Origin of the sequence: Kribbella kalugense, assembly GCF_004365875.1 — a bacterium.
Lineage (GTDB): Bacteria > Actinomycetota > Actinomycetes > Propionibacteriales > Kribbellaceae > Kribbella > Kribbella kalugense.
Genome location: NZ_SODF01000001.1, coordinates 2,526,670 through 2,543,476, shown reverse-complemented (window position 1 = coordinate 2,543,476; position 16,807 = coordinate 2,526,670). Strand labels below are relative to the sequence as shown.

Sequence of the window (16,807 nt, the reverse complement as noted above, 5' to 3'; positions counted from 1 at the left end):
TTGGTCAGTGTCGGGTAGACCAACCCGACGGGGGCAGACCTGATGGGATCGGTGACACATGCTCAGGGTGGCTGGGCTCACCCGGCGGTTCGGTGATCAGCTGGCACTGGACGACGTGACGTTCGACGTCGTACCGGGCCGGATGACCGGATTCGTCGGGGCCAACGGGGCCGGGAAGACGACCACGATGCGGATCATTCTCGGCGTCCTGGCGGCGAACTCGGGCCAGGTGCAGTGGCAAGGCGAACAGCTGACACCGGAGGTACGCCGGGACTTCGGCTACATGCCCGAGGAACGCGGGCTGTACCCGAAGATGAAGATCCGCGACCAGCTGGTGTTCTTCGGCCGGCTGCACGGGCTCGACCCGGACCGCGCCGCGGAACGCACCGACAAGCTGCTCGAGCGGCTCGGGCTCGCCGAGCGGGCGACCGACGTACTCGAGGCTCTGTCGCTGGGGAACCAGCAACGGGTGCAGATCGCGGCCGCGCTGGTGCACGAGCCGATCGCGCTGGTGCTGGACGAGCCGTTCAGCGGCCTCGACCCGCTGGCCGTCGACGCGATGGTGGACCTGCTCCGCGAGGAGGTCACGCCGGAGGTGCCGGTGCTGTTCTCCAGCCACCAGCTCGACCTGGTCGAGCGGTTGTGCGACGACCTCGTCGTGCTGTCCAGGGGCAAGGTCGTTGCCGCAGGCCCCGTTGCGCAGCTGGCTGCCGGGCCGACAACGACGTACCGCTTGGTGGTGGACGGAGACGCGGGCTGGCTGCGTGACGTCCGCGGGATCCGGGTCCGTGACGTCGCGGGCGGTACGGCGCTGTTCGACGTGGAGGAGGGCGCGTTGGAGCAGAAGATCCTGCAGGAGGCGATCACTCGCGGGCCGGTGCTGGAGTTCGGGCCGGAGCGAGTGGCGCTCAGCGACGTCTTCCGGGAGGCGACCCGATGAACGCACTGGACAGGCCGTGGGCGCTGATCGCCGAGCGCGAGATCAGCACGAAGCTGCGGGACAAGACCTTCATCGGCTCGACCCTGGTGATGCTGTTCATCGTGATGGTCGCGGTGATCCTGCCCGCGATCCTCGCCGGCAAGGGCGGCGCGGACAAGATCGCGGTCATCGATGACGGGGGTTCCAAAGTCGTCCAGCAAGCATCGACGACGGTTGGCGGCGACGGCTATGAGATCACCCGAGCCGCCGACCGCCCGGCCGCCGAGAAGCTCGTCACGGACGGCGACGTCAAAGCGGCGCTGCTGCCCGGCGATGACGGGTACGTCGTAGTCGGCAAGGACCATGTCGACACGGGGATCGAGAGCGGGCTGCGCGAGGCGGCCGCGACCGTCGGGATGGAGACGAACGCCTCGAAGGCGGGGCTGACTCCTTCCCAGTTGCACTCCGGTACGAAGGTCGAGTTGCAGCTGCTGGACCCCGGCCCGTTGCCGGAGCTCGTCTCGCAGTTCGTGAACATCGGGCTGGCGCTGGTCTTCTACATGACCGCGCTCGGCTTCGGGATGATGATCGCGCAGAGCGTCGTACAGGAGAAGGAGAGCCGGGTCGTCGAGATCCTGGCCGCCGCGGTGCCGATCCGGTCGCTGCTGTGGGGCAAGGTTCTCGGGAACACGGTGCTGGCGCTGTCCCAGATCGTGGTGATCGCGGCCGCGTCGCTGATCGGGTTGCTGGCCACTGACCAGGCCGACGTACTCGAGGTGGTGGCGCCGGTTGCAGGCTGGTTCGTGGTGTTCTTCGTACTCGGGTTCGTGGCGCTGGCCGGGCTGTGGGCGGTCGCGGGTTCGCTGGCCACCCGGCAGGAGGACCTCGGGTCGACCACGCTGCCGGGCCAGATGATCCTGATGATTCCATTCTTCTTCTCGGTGTTCGCGGGGTCGTCGGCGAAGACGGTGGCGTCGTTCGTCCCGATCGCGTCGTCGATGTCGATGCCGGGCCGGATGCTGACCGAGGACGTGCCGGTCTGGCAGCCGCTGGTCGCGATCGCGATCCTGCTCGCGGCGACCGTGCTCATCGTCCGCCTGGGAGCGCGGCTGTACGAGCGAACGTTGCTGCAGACGGGCCGCCGGCTCGGTTACAGGGAAGCCTTGGCCCTCGAAAATTCGTAGCACATCGTCACAGCCCGGTCCGGCGTTACAGCTCCGGGCCGGGCTGTGATGAAACCGCAATGTTGGGTACCTGTGTGCTGTGCCTACACCTGGACTACGGTCTCAACGCATGAACGTCGAGCTGCGCCACCTGCGGGTGGTGGTCCTGGTGGCTGAAGCGGGGTCCGTCGGACGGGCTGCCCGCTGGCTCAAGGTCAGCCAGCCGAGCCTGACCGCGCAGCTGAAGCGAATCGAGGCGGCGTTCGGCGGGGAGCTGTTCGAGCGCTCCCGCACCGGCGTCACGCCGACCCCGCTCGGCCGGTACGCCGTCGATCGCGCACGAGCCATCCTGGTCGACGTCGATCACCTCGCGGCGACCGTGTCCGCGATGACCGCGGTGGAATCGTCTGCCGTCCGGCTCGGTGGGTTCCCGACCGCGCCGATGTCCGGGATCGCGTCCCGGCTGCGCTCACATGGCGAGATCGAGCAGGTGAGCATCGAGGTCGAGTGGTCTACCAGCGTGCTGTTGCAGCAGCTGGAGAGCGGGCGGCTGGACTTCGCGCTACTGCGTGAGTTCCCCGGGTTCGAGCTGCGGCTGCCGACCGGGGTCGAGTCGACCACGGTCGTTGAGTCAGAGTCGGCGTACGTCGCTTTGTCCGCGGATCACCCGGTCGCGGAGTCGTCCCGGGCGCGTGGCGAGGTCGACCTGGCGCTGCTGTCGGACGAGGAGTGGATCGGGGAGCCGCCGGACGATAGCGGGTTCCACGTGCTGTTCCGGGCGGCTTGCGAGGCGGCTGGGTTCCAGCCGAAGGTCGAGCATCATTCGGTTGATACGTCGGTGCTGATGGGGTTCGTGACTAGTGGGCAAGGGGTCGCGCTGATCTCGCCTACGTCGTACCGGATGATTTCGTCGGACGTCACGACTCGGACGCTGGTCGGGGATCCGATTCACCGGAAACTGGTGCTCGCTTGGAGCATCGAGTCACCTCGGGCACAGATGGCGGGGGACGTGCTCGATATGGCTAGTGCGGCGTACGACGAGGCGATAACTGAGCATGCGCGGCGCGGGCAACATCAGCAGCGCATGCACGTCGCTTGAGGGTTACGCGGGCTTGACGACCGGGTTCTCGAACGCCATGTGGAATTCCCCGGTGTCCTCCGGGTCCTCCATCCGCTCCCGATACTGAGACCCCATCTCCTCCTTCGGAGTCACCTTCCTAGGCTCCACCACCGGAAAAGCCTTGGTCTCCTCCACAGGTTTCGCCTCTTCGACCGGCTTCGTGACCTCGACTGCCTTGGTTTCCTGGACCGGCTGGGTCTCGTGGACCGGTTTGGTTTCCTGGACCGGTTTGGTTTCCTGGACCGGCTGGGTCGCTTCGACGGCCTGCGTTTCCTGCATCGGCCTGGTTTCCTCGACCGGTTGGGTCTTCTGGACCGGCGCGGTCTCCTGGACTGGCTGGGTCGCTGAGGCGGGCTGGGTTGCCTCGGCCGTCTGCGTTTCCTGGACCGGCTTGGTTTCCTCGACTGCCTTGGTCTCCTCGACCGGCGGCGTCTCTTCGACGGGCTTGGTCTCGTCGGCCGCCTGCGTTTCCTGCATTGGCCGGGTTGCTTCGACCGGCTGCGTTTCTTCGGCTGCCGGAGCCTCCTGGGCGGCGGGTGCTTCAGGCTCCTGCACCTCAGCCGCCGGCGCGATCACAGTCTCGTCGCCGCCTTCATAACCTTGCTCGTCGCCCGTCTCGTTGCTCTGGGCATCGGCTTGCGGGAACAGCGCAGTCTGCTCGCTCCCCGCCGTACCCTCCTCGCGCACCGGGAACTGAGCAGTCTGCTCGTCCGCCTGATTCCGCGGCCGGACCGGCTGCTCAACCATCGGCTCGGGCTCCGGCTCGTCGAACAGGTCGTCGAAGCGGGAGTGGCTCTCGTACGGCGGCGGCGCCTGATAGGTGCTCCCGGCAACCGGGTACACGGCCGCGACGTCCGCCTCCTGCTGCGCCTGCGCCGCCTCCTGCTCGCGCTGCAGCCGCTCGTCGTCGGCCCGCTCGCGCCGACGACGCTGCACGCCGCGGGTGATCAGCTGGATCGAGTACACCAGCGAGATCACCGCGAGGATCGGCACGACGCCGTTCAGCGTGTACTGCTTCGACCCGTCGATCATCCCGTTGGTGACGCCGGGGACGTCGTTCAGGAAGTTCGTGGTCCGGTTCGGGATCCAGAGCCAGCAGTAGATCAGGGCGCCGAAGGCAAGGAACGCCCCGAGCGCGCCGGCGCCCGAGAAGTACGACACCACGGCCCAGAAGATCAGCGCGCCGATGCCGAAGGCAAGCGCCATCTCCTTCGTGTTCAGCTCGATACCACCCGGCGCGGCGAGCACCCCGAACACGGCCGGACCGGCCAGAGCAACGACTACGCCGAGCAAGAACCCAAGAAATTTGGACACAACCCCAAGGTAGCGACGATCTGCCGTCACACCCCGCAGACACTTCGGCGCCTTCCGGAACGCCACACCAGACACATCCGCCCCAAGCGCACCGGCAACCGTTTGCCTAGGCTGTACCCGTGGACCGTCCTCCGAACATCCTCGTAGTCCTGTCTGACGAGCACACCGCCGCCGCAGCCGGGTGGGCCGGCCACTCGCACGTCCAGACACCGCATCTGGATCGCCTGGCCGCACAGGGCCTTTCGTTCGACCGCGCGTACACAAACAGCCCGATGTGCGTCCCGTCTCGGCTGTCGCTGCTGTCTGGTCGGTACGTGCACCAGATCGGGGCCTGGGACAACGGCGTGATCCCAGGGCCGTCGTACCGCACCTGGGGTCACCATCTGCGCGAGGCCGGCTACACCTCGGTGATCGCGGGTCGAACGCATTTCAACGGACCAGACCGCTTGCTGGGCTTCGACAGACGCCTCACCGACGACCTGGCCTTCTGGCTCGACCACAGCGGCCGTCCACCCCGTCGTACGCCGGACTGGCGGCGGCCCACCAACTCACACGTCACCGAACAGGGCACCGGCGACCACGTGCACACGCAGCACGACATCGCTGCTACCGACGCCGCTGTGGACTTCCTGCGTGCACCTGGTGAGGACCCATTCCTGCTGTACGTCGGCTACATGCATCCGCACTTTCCGTTGGTCGCCCCACCGGAGTTCCGTGCGCTGTACGACGCCGCCGATGTCGAACTGCCAGCTGCTGCTGACGACCAGCACCCAGTGATCTCGTTGCTCCGACATGGCTTCCGCAACGACGAGTCGCTGACAGAGGAGCAGTTCCGGGAGGCGACGGTCTGCTATTGGGCGCTGATCAGTCACCTCGACCACCAGATCGGCCGGCTGCTGGCCGCAGTACCGGACGACACAGTGGTCATCTACACCAGCGATCACGGTGAAATGGCCGGCCACCAGGGCATCTGGCAGAAGCAGTGCTTCTACGAGCCCGCAGTACGCATTCCGCTCCTCCTGCGTCACCCGTCCCTGTCTGCAGGCCGGACCGATGCGCAGGTCAGCCTGGTCGACCTGCTGCCGACACTCCGCGACATAGCCGGCCTCTCTGCGGACCCAGCTCTTCCCGGTCACACCTTGCTCGACCCCGTGGACCGCCCGGTGCTCTCGGAGTACCACGCCCAAGGAATGGTCGACGGAGGCTTCATGCTCAAGTCCGGACCGTGGAAGTACTGCTACTACGGCGCCGAGCACCCACCCCAGGTCTTCAACCTCGCCGACGACCCACTCGAGCTCCACGACCTGTCCGGTGATCCACCTCTGGTGCGGCGCCTGGATGCCGAGCTGAGATTGCTGCTGGACCCCGATGCGACCGACGCCCGGGCCAAATCCGACCAGGCTGCCCGGATGGCGGCCTCGACTGCTTCGAGAGGCTGAGCTCCATGACCGCGCCCAACATTCTGCTGATCGTTTCCGACGACCACGGGTACGCCGATCGCGGCGGGCTCGGCCTGCACCCCGACGTACACACGCCGGCTCTGGACCGCCTCGCTGCGGAGGGCGTCACCTGCACGGACGCTTATGTGACCGCACCGATCTGCAGTCCGTCCCGGGCCGCGATCATCTCCGGGCGCTACCAGCAGCGGTGGGGCGGTCAGTGGTTCGAGTCGGCCGCGTTCCCGCCGAACGACGTACCGACGCTTGCAGAACTCCTGCGTGACCAGGGCTACCGGACCGGGTACTTCGGCAAGGTGCACTACGGCCAAGAGAACGTGGGGGACAGGGGTTGTCCGCCGCACCACGGTTTCGAGGAGACGCTCTACGGACTGGCTGGGCAGTCCTTCGGCCGCCTGAACTACCTGCACCACTCGGACGACGCAATGACGTCGTACGGCCAGCCCGCAGCGCACCACATGGCCGTGCAACCACTGCTGTCCGGCGACACACCGGTCGAGCACGAGGGCTTCCTGACGGCCGAGTTCGGCCGACGCGCGGGGGAGTTCATGACCGCTGAGGACGAGCGACCGTACTTCTGCATGGTGGCCTTCAACGCCGTCCACAACTTCTGCTGGCAGCTGCCCGACTCCGAGCTCGAAGCACGCGGTCTACCGGCCTTCCACGACTGGTCGCCCGACACCGACGGCTCGTTCGTCGAGTGGTACGACGACGTGATCGTGCCGAACCTGCCGCACGGCCGCGAGTACTACCTCGCCCAACTGGAACTGATGGACGCCGAGATCGGCCGGCTCCTCGACGCCGCCGGCGACGACACCATCGTCGTCTACATCACCGACAACGGCGGCTCGACCTGCAACTTCGGCGACAACACCCCGCTCCGCGGAACGAAGTACACGCTGTGGGACGGCGGCATCCGCATCCCGATGATCTGGCGCTGGCCAGGCCACCTACCAGCCGGCCGCCGCACCGACGCCCTGGTCAGCACCCTCGACCTAGTCCCCACCCTGACCGCAGCCGCAGGCGCCACGGGGGCCGTGGGAGTCGCCGGAGCCGCGGGAGTCGAGGGCGCCGCGGAAGCCGCGGGGGAGGCCTTCGACGGCCTCAACATCCTCCCGACCCTCGCCGGCGAGTCCGACCTCCAACACGAGACCCTCCACTGGGACTGCGAATTCCAATGGGCCGTCCGATCAGGCCCCTGGAAACTCAGCTGGGTCGCCAACGACGCCAACACCCAACACCTGAAGTCCTACGAACACGCCCCCATGGGCGAGGGCTGGTTCCTAGCAAACCTAGCCGAAGACATCACCGAACAAACCAACCACTACACCACCCACTCCGCCATCGCCACCCACCTCCAAACCCAACACACCACCTGGCGCACCAAAGTAGGCCTCCCCCCACTCCCAACCCCCTAACCCCACCCAACACACACGACGCCTCACGCTGGTGACCAACGACGTCACTCTGGTGGGCGTCTCGCAGCGCTGCACTGACGGGGTGCGTTGTCGCGCTCCCACTCGGACTGCGTGTTTCGAGCTGCGCTCTGACCGGACGCTCGCGCACACCTGCTCTGGCGGGCGCCGCACGCGACGGCGCGTCGCCTCAGACCGTCAGGCCGTACGTGATCGCGGTTGGCTCCTCGTCAGCGTGCTCGATGTCCGGGCTGCGCTCGTACTCGTCCCACGCGAGCAACTCGTCCAGGTGCCGCCGTACCGAATCCAGCACCTCAGTCACCGCCACCTCGCGGCCAAGCTCCTTCGACAGCGTCGTCACGTCCGCATCCGAGATGCCGCACGGCACGATCCGGTCGTACCAGGTGAGGTCGTTGCTGCAGTTCAGCGAGAAGCCGTGCATCGTCACACCTTGCGCAACGCGAATCCCGATCGCCGCGACCTTCCGCTCCCGGCCGCGATCATCGGCCGCAACCCAGACCCCACTGCGGCCCTTGACCCGCCCGGTCTTCACGCCAAGCTCCGCACAAACCCCGATCAACGCCTCCTCGAGCCGCCGAACGTAGTCCACGACGTACACATGTGAGGCAAGCTTCACGATCGGGTACCCAACCAGCTGACCCGGACCGTGCCAAGTGATCTTCCCGCCGCGATCCACGTCCACAACCGGCGTACCGTCAACCGGCCGCTCCTGCGGCTCAGTGCGCTTGCCTGCCGTATACACCGGCGGGTGCTCCAGCAGGATCACCGTGTCCGAACCGGTGCCCTCGGCAACTTCCGCGTGCAGACGCCGCTGCTCCGCCCACGCGGTCTCGTAGTCCACCGCGTCGGCCCCGAATCCGGCTTCCACATACTTGATAGCCCTCACACCTCCGAGTGTAAGCGCCCCACAACCACGCCAGCAGGTGCCCTCCATCACCTCCGCACTCGATTTGTTCGAGTCGAACACATGTTCTAATATAGTCACATGACGATGACGTCGGTGTCACCCCCAACCCCCGGAGACCAGCGCTTCCCCGGAAGCACCGACATGCCCGTCGCCCCACCCGGTCTGACCCCGTCTACCTCCGCCGCACCTGGCATCGCCTCACCACTGCAGCCGTCGATCACATCATCGGCAGAATCGCCTGGGTACGCCGACATCGAGCAGCCCGCACGTTTCAACGCCGTGCTGGCCGAGCGCTTCGAGGCCGAGCTGGCAGCCGACCTGGCGGCGATGGAGGCGGCTGGTGCGCTCGCCCCACCCGACGACCTGTGCGACCCGGACGACCCCAACGGCCCAAGGCTGTTCTCCGAGGAAGACCTGTACGACGACTTCCCACCGATGTCCGCAGTCGATGCCCTGGAGTGGGAGCTGTGGGCCGGAGTCGAACAGGACGAAGTAGAGCGGGCCATGCTGCGCCGCAACGCACCCACGTGGGTATTCCTACCGCCGGGCGCCGCCCTCGCCGCCGCACTCGAACCGGTCCGCCCCCAGTACGAGTCGCCAATCGCCCTAATCGAACTCGTCAAAGCCGCCGCCCGAATGATCAGCTGGGCAGAATCGATCAAGGCCAGCGCAACCGCCTCGTTCTACCGCCAGCGCCGAGCCCAACACGCCGACCAGCGGACCGGCCGGCCATGCCCACCTCGGCTCGATGGTTCAGGCCGTCCGATCGACCCCGAGCGTTCTTGGGCCGCCGAAATCGGTGCCGCGCTACACCTCTCAACAGACACGGCCGCCCGCCACATCGACACCGCCCTCCAACTAACCGGCCCGTTGACCGCGACCCACGCCGCCCTGAAGACCGGCGCTCTGACCTGGTCCAAGGCACTGTCGATCTCCGAAGCCACCCGCTCCCTCTCAGACGCCGACGCCCAGGCAGTCGAATCCCACGTACTCCGCCGAGCCGCCACCCAAACCCACGCGAACCTCCGCCGATCCCTACGCACCCAAGTCGCCAAGTACGCCGCCGCCACCGAAGCCGACCGCCACCGCGAAGCCGTCACAGAACGCACCTGCAAAATCGTCCCGCTACCCGACGGCATGGCTGGCCTCTGGGTCGTCCACACCGCCGACAAAATCCAGCAAATGTGGGTAGTAATCCAAGCCCTAGCCAACCTAGCCAAACGCCCCACCCCAAACACGACCGCCCCAACCAACGCTGGTACGCCGACCAACGCAGGTACTCCGACCACGTCGGACAGCACGACCACGCCGACCACCGGCTCGACCACACCGTTGACCACATCGGCAACTGGATCGGCCGCGAGACTCGAGCCAGATCCAGAGGCGAGCGCCGATCCCGCGGTCGGCGCCGGGACCGGGGATCGCGGTCGGTCGCGTGATGAGCGGACCGCCGAACAACGACGCGCCGACGTCACGTCAGACCTGTTCGAGCAACTGCTACGCAACGGCATCGACTGGCTCGGCCGCAGACTCCCGGACCAGCACCGACGCCGCCCACACATCGAAGTACTCATCCCCGCCACCACCCTGCTCGGCCTGGACGACGACCCCTGCGAGCTCACCGGATACGGCCCCATCCCAGCCGAGATGGCCCGCCGCATCGCCGCCGACGGGACCTGGCGAAGACTCCTGACCGACCCGATCAACGGAGCCGTACTCGAGGCCTCCACCACCCGCCATGACCCCGGAGCAGTGGTCAGCGAAACTCTCCTCGCACGCCACCCAACCTGCGCCTGGCCGGGCTGCAACCGAACGTCCCGCGAATGCGACCGCGACCACGGCACACCGTTCGCACAATCAGGCCGCACCAGCTTGTCCGGACTCGCCCCCTACTGCGAGTTCCACCACGTAATCAAAGACACCCCACAGTGGGGCTGGTCCACCACCAACCACCCCGACGGCTCAGTCACTCTCATTGCTCCCACCGGCCACCGCTACACAACCGTCCCCCCAGCACGAGGCCCAATCACCAACAACCCCACCGCCAACCAACAGCCCCCAACCCGCCCGCAACCTCCCGCCAAACAACCCCCAATCCACCCAACACCAAGTCGGAATCCTGCTGCCCACGTCGCAAGCGACTCCGAGCTCGCAAGCCACCGACCCTCTGCCGCGGATCCGGCCCCGTTCTGACGCGCAGCGAGCAAACACATCTGAAGCCGGCCGACGTCAAACAGTGCCCTGCCCGCCTCGACCTCCCGCAATGCACTCGGCCCGGGAGGCCAGCACCAAGGCGTCGCCTGTGCGTAGGCGGGCTCGAGTTGGACCTTTCGCGAGTGGCCGATCACACCTCAGGACTGGTTCCGGCGGCGGCGCCGTGGGTACTGCGAGGTACCAGGCCGAGCTGACCTGAAGCCCAGCTGACTCAGGCCGATTCCGGTGCTGTGATGCGCGACGTCGAGTCAGTCGAGCAACGAGCACCCCTTGTGGATAACTTCGACGGGCGGTGGCGCGATCAGTGCATCCTCTTGGGCATGGACCTTGCAGACATCGCCGGTTACAGCCTGCGCCGGAAGCTCGGGTCCGGATCGGCCGGCACTATCTGGCAGGTACGTGACCGTGTTTCGGGCCGCAACGCGACGCTCAAATACCTACCGATCAACACGCTTCCTGACCAGCGAAGACTCCGCGAAGACCTGAGCGTGCTGGCCCGCATCCGCCACCCACACATCGCCCGGTTGATGGAAGTACGCGAGACCGAGACCGACTGGATCCTCATCAGTCAGTTCCTCACCGCCGGTAGCCTCGCCACACTCCTCGACCGCCGCGGCCGCCTGTCCCACGGCGAGTTGATCACCGTCCTAACCCCAATGGCCGAGGCCGTGAACTACCTCCACCGCTCCGGGCTAACACACGGCAATATCACTCCCCATAACATCCTGTTCGACGCCATCGGCCGCCCGATTCTGACCGACGCCACCCTGCACGCCGGCCCGTCGACCGCTGACCTGCACGCGCTCGCCACCCTGTCCCACCAAGCAGGCGCAGACCCCAAGATCTTCACCCCAGAGTTCTTCACCACAACCCCACTCCACGCCCTACCCCGCCGCCTCCTCTCCCTAGGCGCCCCCACCCCCATAGACCTAGCCGTCCCCCCGATCCCAACTGCAACCTCCCTTGGCCCACCCACCTCCACAACCGGGATGCCGAGTACTTCTCCCGCTGACTGGACCGCCACGCCCGCTGCCGCTCCCGTCGGCCCACCCGCGTCGCCAGAAGTCTCTGCGGTGGAACCGACCACGACTCCCGTCGCAGGACCGAGCGACTCAACCTGGTTGCCTGGATGGTCTCCCGTTGATCGGACCGGGTTGCCAGGTGCATCTCCTGCTGGGCCGACTGTGTCGCCAGCCGTTTCCGCGGTGGATCCGACCGCGACGGCTGTGGGCGGACCGGGCGACTCAACTTGGTTGCCTGGTTGGTCTCCCGTTGATCGGACTGGGTTGCCGGGTGCCTCTCCTGCTGGGCCGACTGTGTCGCCAGCCGTTTCCGCGGTGGATCCGACCGCGACGGCTGTCGGCGGACCGGGCGACTCAACCTGGTTGCCTGGATGGTCTCCTGTCGATCGGAGCGGCTTGCCGGGTGCATCTCCAGCTGGACCGACTGTGTCGCCTGTCGTCTCGGCCGTGGATCCGGCGACGACCGCTGTCGCCCGACCAGGCGCCTCAACGGGGACGACCTCTGATGAGTCTCCCACTGACCGGATTGGGATGTCTGGTGGCTCTCCCGTCGGGCCGACTGTGGCGCCCGGCGTTTCCGCGATGGATCCCGCCGCGACGGCGGGCGCCGGGCCGGACGCCTCAATCGGGCTGTCTGGCTGGTCTCCTGTTGATCGGAGCGGGTTGCCGGGTGCCTCTCCTGCTGGGCGGAATGTGTCGTCTGTTGTCTCTGCCGTGGATCCGACCGCGACTGCTGTCGTCCGTTCCACTGCCGCAACCGGGGTGCCGAGTGCGTCATCCGTTGACCGGACTGGGACGTCCAGCGCCTCTCACATTGACCGAACGGGGGTGTCTGGTGCGCCTCCAGTTGGGCCGACCGGGCTACCTGAGGTGCCTCACGGTGAGCTGACTGGGATGCCGGAACCGCCTCGCAGTGAGCTGACTGGGATGCCAGAACTGCCTCGCGGTGAGCTGGCTGGGATGCCGGAACCGGCTCGCGATGGGCTGACTGGGGTGCCTGTTGTGCCTTCTCCGGATCCTGCTGCGACGCCTCCGCTCTTTCCCGGCGGCCCGGCGTCGTCTGGTGGGTCTGGCGATGCGGGCTCGTCTGGTGTTCCTAGTTTTCCTGGTGGACCGCGGCCGGGCTCGTCGGATGAGAGTCCGGATGGTGACGAACCGCTCGCGCTTTCGCGTGTGCCGTTGGCTCCGCCGCCGGTGAAGCCGCCTACAGAACCACCTGCGCAACCTGGTCGAGCTCAGCTGCCTTCAATCGGTACTGCGGGTTCGAAGCGCAGTCGTCCGTGGCGTCGGAGGCAGGCTCGGCGCGGGCGCGTACTGCGTCGCTTCGTTCTCCAGCTCCCGCGTCCGACGTTCGGCGCTGTTGCTGCGGCCGCGCTGGGCGTGGTTGTCGTGCTTGCTATCGGCGCAGTCACGATTCGGATTCTTGACAGGCCGGCCATCGTTCAAGCGGAGCGTTCGTCCGCGCAACCCGTGCAGACGAATTCCACTGGGGCGCGCTCCGCTGGGTCGCAGTCGACGGAGCCCTCCAGCGAGACGCAGCCCACCCGCGCGCAGCCGACGACTCCTGTGCAGCCGACCACTCCTGTGCAGCCGACCACTCCTGTGGAGTCGACGACTTCGGCGCAGTCAACGAGTCCTACGCAGTCAACGACTTCGGGGCGGCCGACGACGTCCGCGCGACCTACGGGTCCTGCGCGGCCGACGGTTCCTGGGCAGTCGTCGGGGTCGCCGTCGGAGGGTCGGACCACGGCGTCGACTCCACAGGCCGAGGCGACCGCGGGTGGCACCGATCCGGTTGCCTGGATGCGTACTCTTCAGGCGCTTGACGTCCAACGTGCGCAGGCGTTCTGGACGCTTGACTTGGCAGCGCTTGACCAGATCTACGTTCCCGGTAGCTCGCCTTGGCGGGCCGATCGGGCGCTCTTGTCGACGTACCGCGATCGGCAAGTGCGAGTGCAGGGTCTGCGGATTCAGATCGACAGCACAACAGTGACCCATCGTACGCCGACGACGATCACACTCAGAACAACCGATCGCCTCACCGCCGGCCAGGCGATCGACAGTGCTGGAACGAAGACCCCGCTCCCGCCCGGAGCACCTATGACCAGGCTGATCACCTTGACCACGACGCCACCGACCCAAACCTGGCGTATCGCCACCATCACCCGGGCGTAAGGCGGCGGTGCGGACCAGCCTGGGCTGGTGGGTTGGGGCCGAGCGTGTGACGGGGCGGTAGTGGTGATGGAGGGGTGGGTTAGGCGAGGGCGGCGGAGAGGGCTGTGGGGGCGGTTGGGTGGTGGAAGGTGAAGTTGTTGGATTGGAGGCGGGTTGGGAGGGCTCGTTTGCTGCCGAGGAGTTCCCAGGCGAACTCTCCTAGGGCGGCCTTCATCAGGAAGGCGGGAACGGGGACGAACGATGGTCGGTGTAGGGCGGTTGCCAGAGCCTCGGTGAGTTCCAGGTTTGTCGCTGGGGTTGGAAGGGCGACGTTCACCGGGCCGTGGATGGTGTCGTGTTCGGCGACGAATCGGACCGCTCGCAGCCAGTCGGTGAGGGACACCACCGGGAAGTACTGCGTGCCTGAGCCGAAGCGGCCGCCGAGGCCGAGGCGGAAGGGGAGGGAGAGCAGCTGGAACGCCGGAGCCTTGCGATCCAGGACGACGCCCGTGCGGAGTGCGGCCACTCGGCTGCCGGCCGCGCGGGCGGGTTCGAGGGCGCCTTCCCATAGGCGGACTACGTCGGAGAGGAAGCCTTCGCCGAGTTCGGAATCCTCGGTCAGGATGCGGTCGCCGAGATCCATCCCGTAGCCGCCGATTCCGCTCTGGGTGATCAGGACCGGCCGGCGGTCGAGTCGCGCGGCAACCGCGGCCAGGGTCGCGGTGGTATTGACGCGGCTCTCGCGGATCTTGTTGCGGTACGTCGGGGTCCACGGGCGGCCGATGTTCGCGCCGGCCAGGTTGACCAGGACATCGGGAGTGCCGAGGGCGGCCGGGTCGAGGACGCCGCGGGCCGGGTCCCAGCGGATCTCGTCCGGCGTCGAGGGCGGGCGGCGTACCAGCCGGAGGACTTGGTGGCCGTCAGCAACCAGGTCGCGGGCGAGGGCCTTGCCGAGGAAGCCGGAAGCCCCGGCCAGCACGTACTTCATCCCGCTCTGCTCCTTGTCGGGTTGCCTGACGACGATGGGTACTACGACGACGCGGTACTGCGGAACGCAAAGGCGCCGGTGCCCGTCTCCGGGGAGACAAAGCGCCGGCGCCTGTGTTTGTTCGACTCAGACGTCGAACTGGGCCTCTTCGAGGCGCTGCTTGACCGCGGTCAGGTAGCGGGCCGCGTCCGCGCCGTCGACCAGGCGGTGGTCGTAGGTCAGCGCGAGGTAGACCATCTGCCGGATGGCGATCGTCTCGCCGAGTTCCGGGTGGGTGATGACGACCGGGCGCTTCACCACGGCACCGGTCCCGAGCATGCCGACCTGCGGCTGGTTCAGGATCGGGGTGTCGAACAGCGCGCCGCGGCTGCCGGTGTTGGTGATGGTGAACGTGCCGCCCGCCATCTCGTCCGGCAGGACCTTATTGGTCCGGGTACGGTCGGCGAGGTCGGCGATCCGCTTCGCCAGGCCGGCGATGTTCAGGTCACCGGCGTTGTGTACGACGGGGACCATCAGGCCGCGCTCCACATCCACCGCGATGCCGAGGTGCTCGGCGGCGTGGTAGGTGATCTCGCCCTTCTCCTCGTCGATCGACGCGTTCAGCTTCGGGTACTGCTTCAGCGCGTCGACCGCGGCGAGGGCGAAGAACGGGAGGAAGGACAGCTTGACGCCCTCGCGGGCCTCGAACTCGGCCTTCTTCGCGTTGCGGAGCTTGGAGATCTCGGTGACGTCGACCTCGACCACCGTGGTCAGCTGGGCCGAGACCTTCAGCGAGTTGACCATGTGGGCCGCGATCGCCTTGCGGATCCGGCTCATCTTCTCGGTGGTACCGCGCAGCGGGCTGATCGTCGCGGCCTTCGCAGGGGCGGCGGCCGGCGACTGTGCCGGGGCGGCGGCCGGGGCTGCAGCGGCAGCGGCGGCTGCCTTCTGGGCCTCGGCTGCGGCGATCACGTCCTGCTTGCGGATGCGGCCGCCAACGCCCGTGCCCTGTACGGCGTTGAGGTCCACCTGGTGCTCGGTCGCCAACTTGCGGACGAGCGGGGTGACGTAGTTCGGGGCGTCCGCGGCGGCGCCGTTCGGGGAAGCAGCAGCTGCCGCCGGAGCCTGGGCGGGCGGCGCAGCCTGCGGGGCAGGAGCAGCAGCCGGGGCAGCAGCCGGGGCCTGAGCAGCGGCCGGGGCCGGAGCGGAAGCGGCCGGAGCAGCCTGCGGCGCAGGTGCCTGAGCGGGAGCGGCCTGCGGGGCGGGAGCCTGGGTCGGAGCGGGCGCGGCGGCGGCCGGAGCCGGAGCGGCCTGCGGAGCCGGAGCTGATGCCGGGGGAGCCGCGGCCGGAGCGGGGGCCGATGATGCAGCTGCTGTGCCGACGATTGCTAGTTCCGCGCCGACCTCTACTGTCTCGTCCTCGGCGACCTTGATCTCCAGGAGCTTGCCGGCGATCGGCGAGGGGATCTCGGTGTCGACCTTGTCGGTGGAGACCTCGAGCAGGGGCTCGTCCACGGCTACGTCGTCGCCGACCTGCTTGAGCCAGCGGGTGACCGTACCTTCGGTGACGCTCTCGCCGAGGGCGGGCAGGGTCACGGAAGTACCGGAGCCGCCTGCCGGAGAAGAAGGAGCAGGAGCCTCGGCCGCGGGAGCAGCCGGAGCAGACTCGGCAGGCGCTGCCTCAGCGGCGGGCGCCGAAGCGGCGGGAGCCTCGGCCTGTGGGGCCGGAGCTGCCTGGGGCGCTGCTGCCGGGGCTGGTTCGGGCTCGGCCGGTGCTGCCTCAGCAGGGGCTTCCGCCGGGGCGGCCTCGGCGGGGGCGGAGGTGGCTTCGCCTGCGTCTCCGATGACGGCCAGTTCGGCGCCGACCTCGACGGTCTCGTCCTCGGCGGCCTTGATCTCGAGCAGGGTGCCGGCCACCGGCGACGGGATCTCGGTGTCGACCTTGTCGGTCGAGACCTCCAGCAGGGGCTCGTCGACGGCAACCGTGTCGCCGACCTGCTTGAGCCAGCGGGTGACGGTTCCTTCGGTGACGCTCTCCCCGAGGGCCGGCAGGGATACAGAGGTCGGCATGACGGTCGTTGCTCCTTCGTCTGATCGGTCGAGGTCAGCCTACGGTGCCGCCGGAGCGGGCGGG

General features: G+C 67.8%; 11 protein-coding genes and 1 pseudogene. 7 read left to right on the top strand and 5 right to left on the bottom strand.

What is annotated here, in order from left to right:
• The first annotated feature begins 58 nt into the window (after positions 1 to 58).
• The 3 genes from EV650_RS11925 (at position 59) to EV650_RS11915 (ending at position 3,181) form a co-directional block, all read left to right on the top strand.
• On the top strand, positions 59 to 940 hold the full coding sequence (locus tag EV650_RS11925; RefSeq protein ID WP_134118250.1) for an ABC transporter ATP-binding protein: 882 nt from the start codon (positions 59 to 61) through the stop codon (positions 938 to 940).
• A complete protein-coding gene (locus tag EV650_RS11920) occupies positions 937 to 2,103 on the top strand; it encodes an ABC transporter permease (protein ID WP_134118248.1) in 1,167 nt (388 codons plus the stop codon). Before EV650_RS11925 ends, EV650_RS11920 begins: the two co-directional genes overlap by 4 nt.
• A 109-nt stretch (positions 2,104 to 2,212) precedes the next feature.
• Positions 2,213 to 3,181 (top strand): LysR family transcriptional regulator, encoded by a 969-nt coding sequence (locus EV650_RS11915; RefSeq protein WP_134118246.1) that lies wholly within the window; start codon positions 2,213 to 2,215, stop codon positions 3,179 to 3,181.
• Between the two features lie 3 nt (positions 3,182 to 3,184).
• On the opposite strand, the gene EV650_RS11910 is transcribed toward EV650_RS11915, so the two are convergent.
• On the bottom strand, positions 3,185 to 4,516 hold the full coding sequence (locus EV650_RS11910) for an MFS transporter (RefSeq protein WP_134118243.1): 1,332 nt from the start codon (positions 4,514 to 4,516) through the stop codon (positions 3,185 to 3,187).
• 119 nt (positions 4,517 to 4,635) lie between these two features.
• Here EV650_RS11910 and EV650_RS11905 point away from each other — a divergent pair, with 119 nt between their 5' ends.
• Together EV650_RS11905 and EV650_RS11900 are read left to right on the top strand one after the other, a co-directional pair.
• Positions 4,636 to 5,955 carry a sulfatase family protein gene (locus EV650_RS11905; protein WP_134118241.1) on the top strand — a complete coding sequence of 440 codons (1,320 nt, stop codon included), beginning with the start codon at positions 4,636 to 4,638 and terminating at the stop codon, positions 5,953 to 5,955.
• A 5-nt stretch (positions 5,956 to 5,960) separates the two neighbouring features.
• Positions 5,961 to 7,391 carry a sulfatase family protein gene (locus EV650_RS11900; RefSeq protein ID WP_134118239.1) on the top strand — a complete coding sequence of 477 codons (1,431 nt, stop codon included), beginning with the start codon at positions 5,961 to 5,963 and terminating at the stop codon, positions 7,389 to 7,391.
• A 187-nt stretch (positions 7,392 to 7,578) separates the two neighbouring features.
• Here EV650_RS11900 and lipB read toward each other — a convergent pair whose 3' ends face one another.
• The gene (gene lipB, locus EV650_RS11895; RefSeq protein ID WP_166678092.1) at positions 7,579 to 8,295 is read right to left on the bottom strand and encodes a lipoyl(octanoyl) transferase LipB; all 717 of its coding nucleotides are present in this window, start codon (positions 8,293 to 8,295) and stop codon (positions 7,579 to 7,581) included.
• A gap of 99 nt (positions 8,296 to 8,394) precedes the next feature.
• Between lipB and EV650_RS11890 the strand changes: the two genes are divergently transcribed.
• Positions 8,395 to 10,509: an HNH endonuclease signature motif containing protein gene (locus EV650_RS11890; protein ID WP_134118237.1), complete on the top strand. Its 2,115-nt coding sequence runs from the start codon at positions 8,395 to 8,397 to the stop codon at positions 10,507 to 10,509.
• Positions 10,510 to 10,763: 254 nt separating this feature from the next.
• A pseudogene (locus EV650_RS41460) lies at positions 10,764 to 11,288 on the top strand (protein kinase domain-containing protein); the annotation flags it as partial.
• Positions 11,289 to 13,522: 2,234 nt separating this feature from the next.
• Here EV650_RS41460 and EV650_RS40965 read toward each other — a convergent pair.
• From EV650_RS40965 to sucB, 3 genes are all read right to left on the bottom strand, one after another.
• Complete coding sequence (locus EV650_RS40965) at positions 13,523 to 13,714, bottom strand: hypothetical protein (RefSeq protein WP_238174163.1); 192 nt, start codon at positions 13,712 to 13,714, stop codon at positions 13,523 to 13,525.
• Between the two features lie 92 nt (positions 13,715 to 13,806).
• The gene (locus EV650_RS11880) at positions 13,807 to 14,694 is read right to left on the bottom strand and encodes a TIGR01777 family oxidoreductase (protein ID WP_134118233.1); all 888 of its coding nucleotides are present in this window, start codon (positions 14,692 to 14,694) and stop codon (positions 13,807 to 13,809) included.
• Between the two features lie 126 nt (positions 14,695 to 14,820).
• A complete protein-coding gene (sucB, locus tag EV650_RS11875) occupies positions 14,821 to 16,743 on the bottom strand; it encodes a 2-oxoglutarate dehydrogenase, E2 component, dihydrolipoamide succinyltransferase (protein WP_134118231.1) in 1,923 nt (640 codons plus the stop codon).
• Between the last annotated feature and the right edge of the window lie 64 nt (positions 16,744 to 16,807).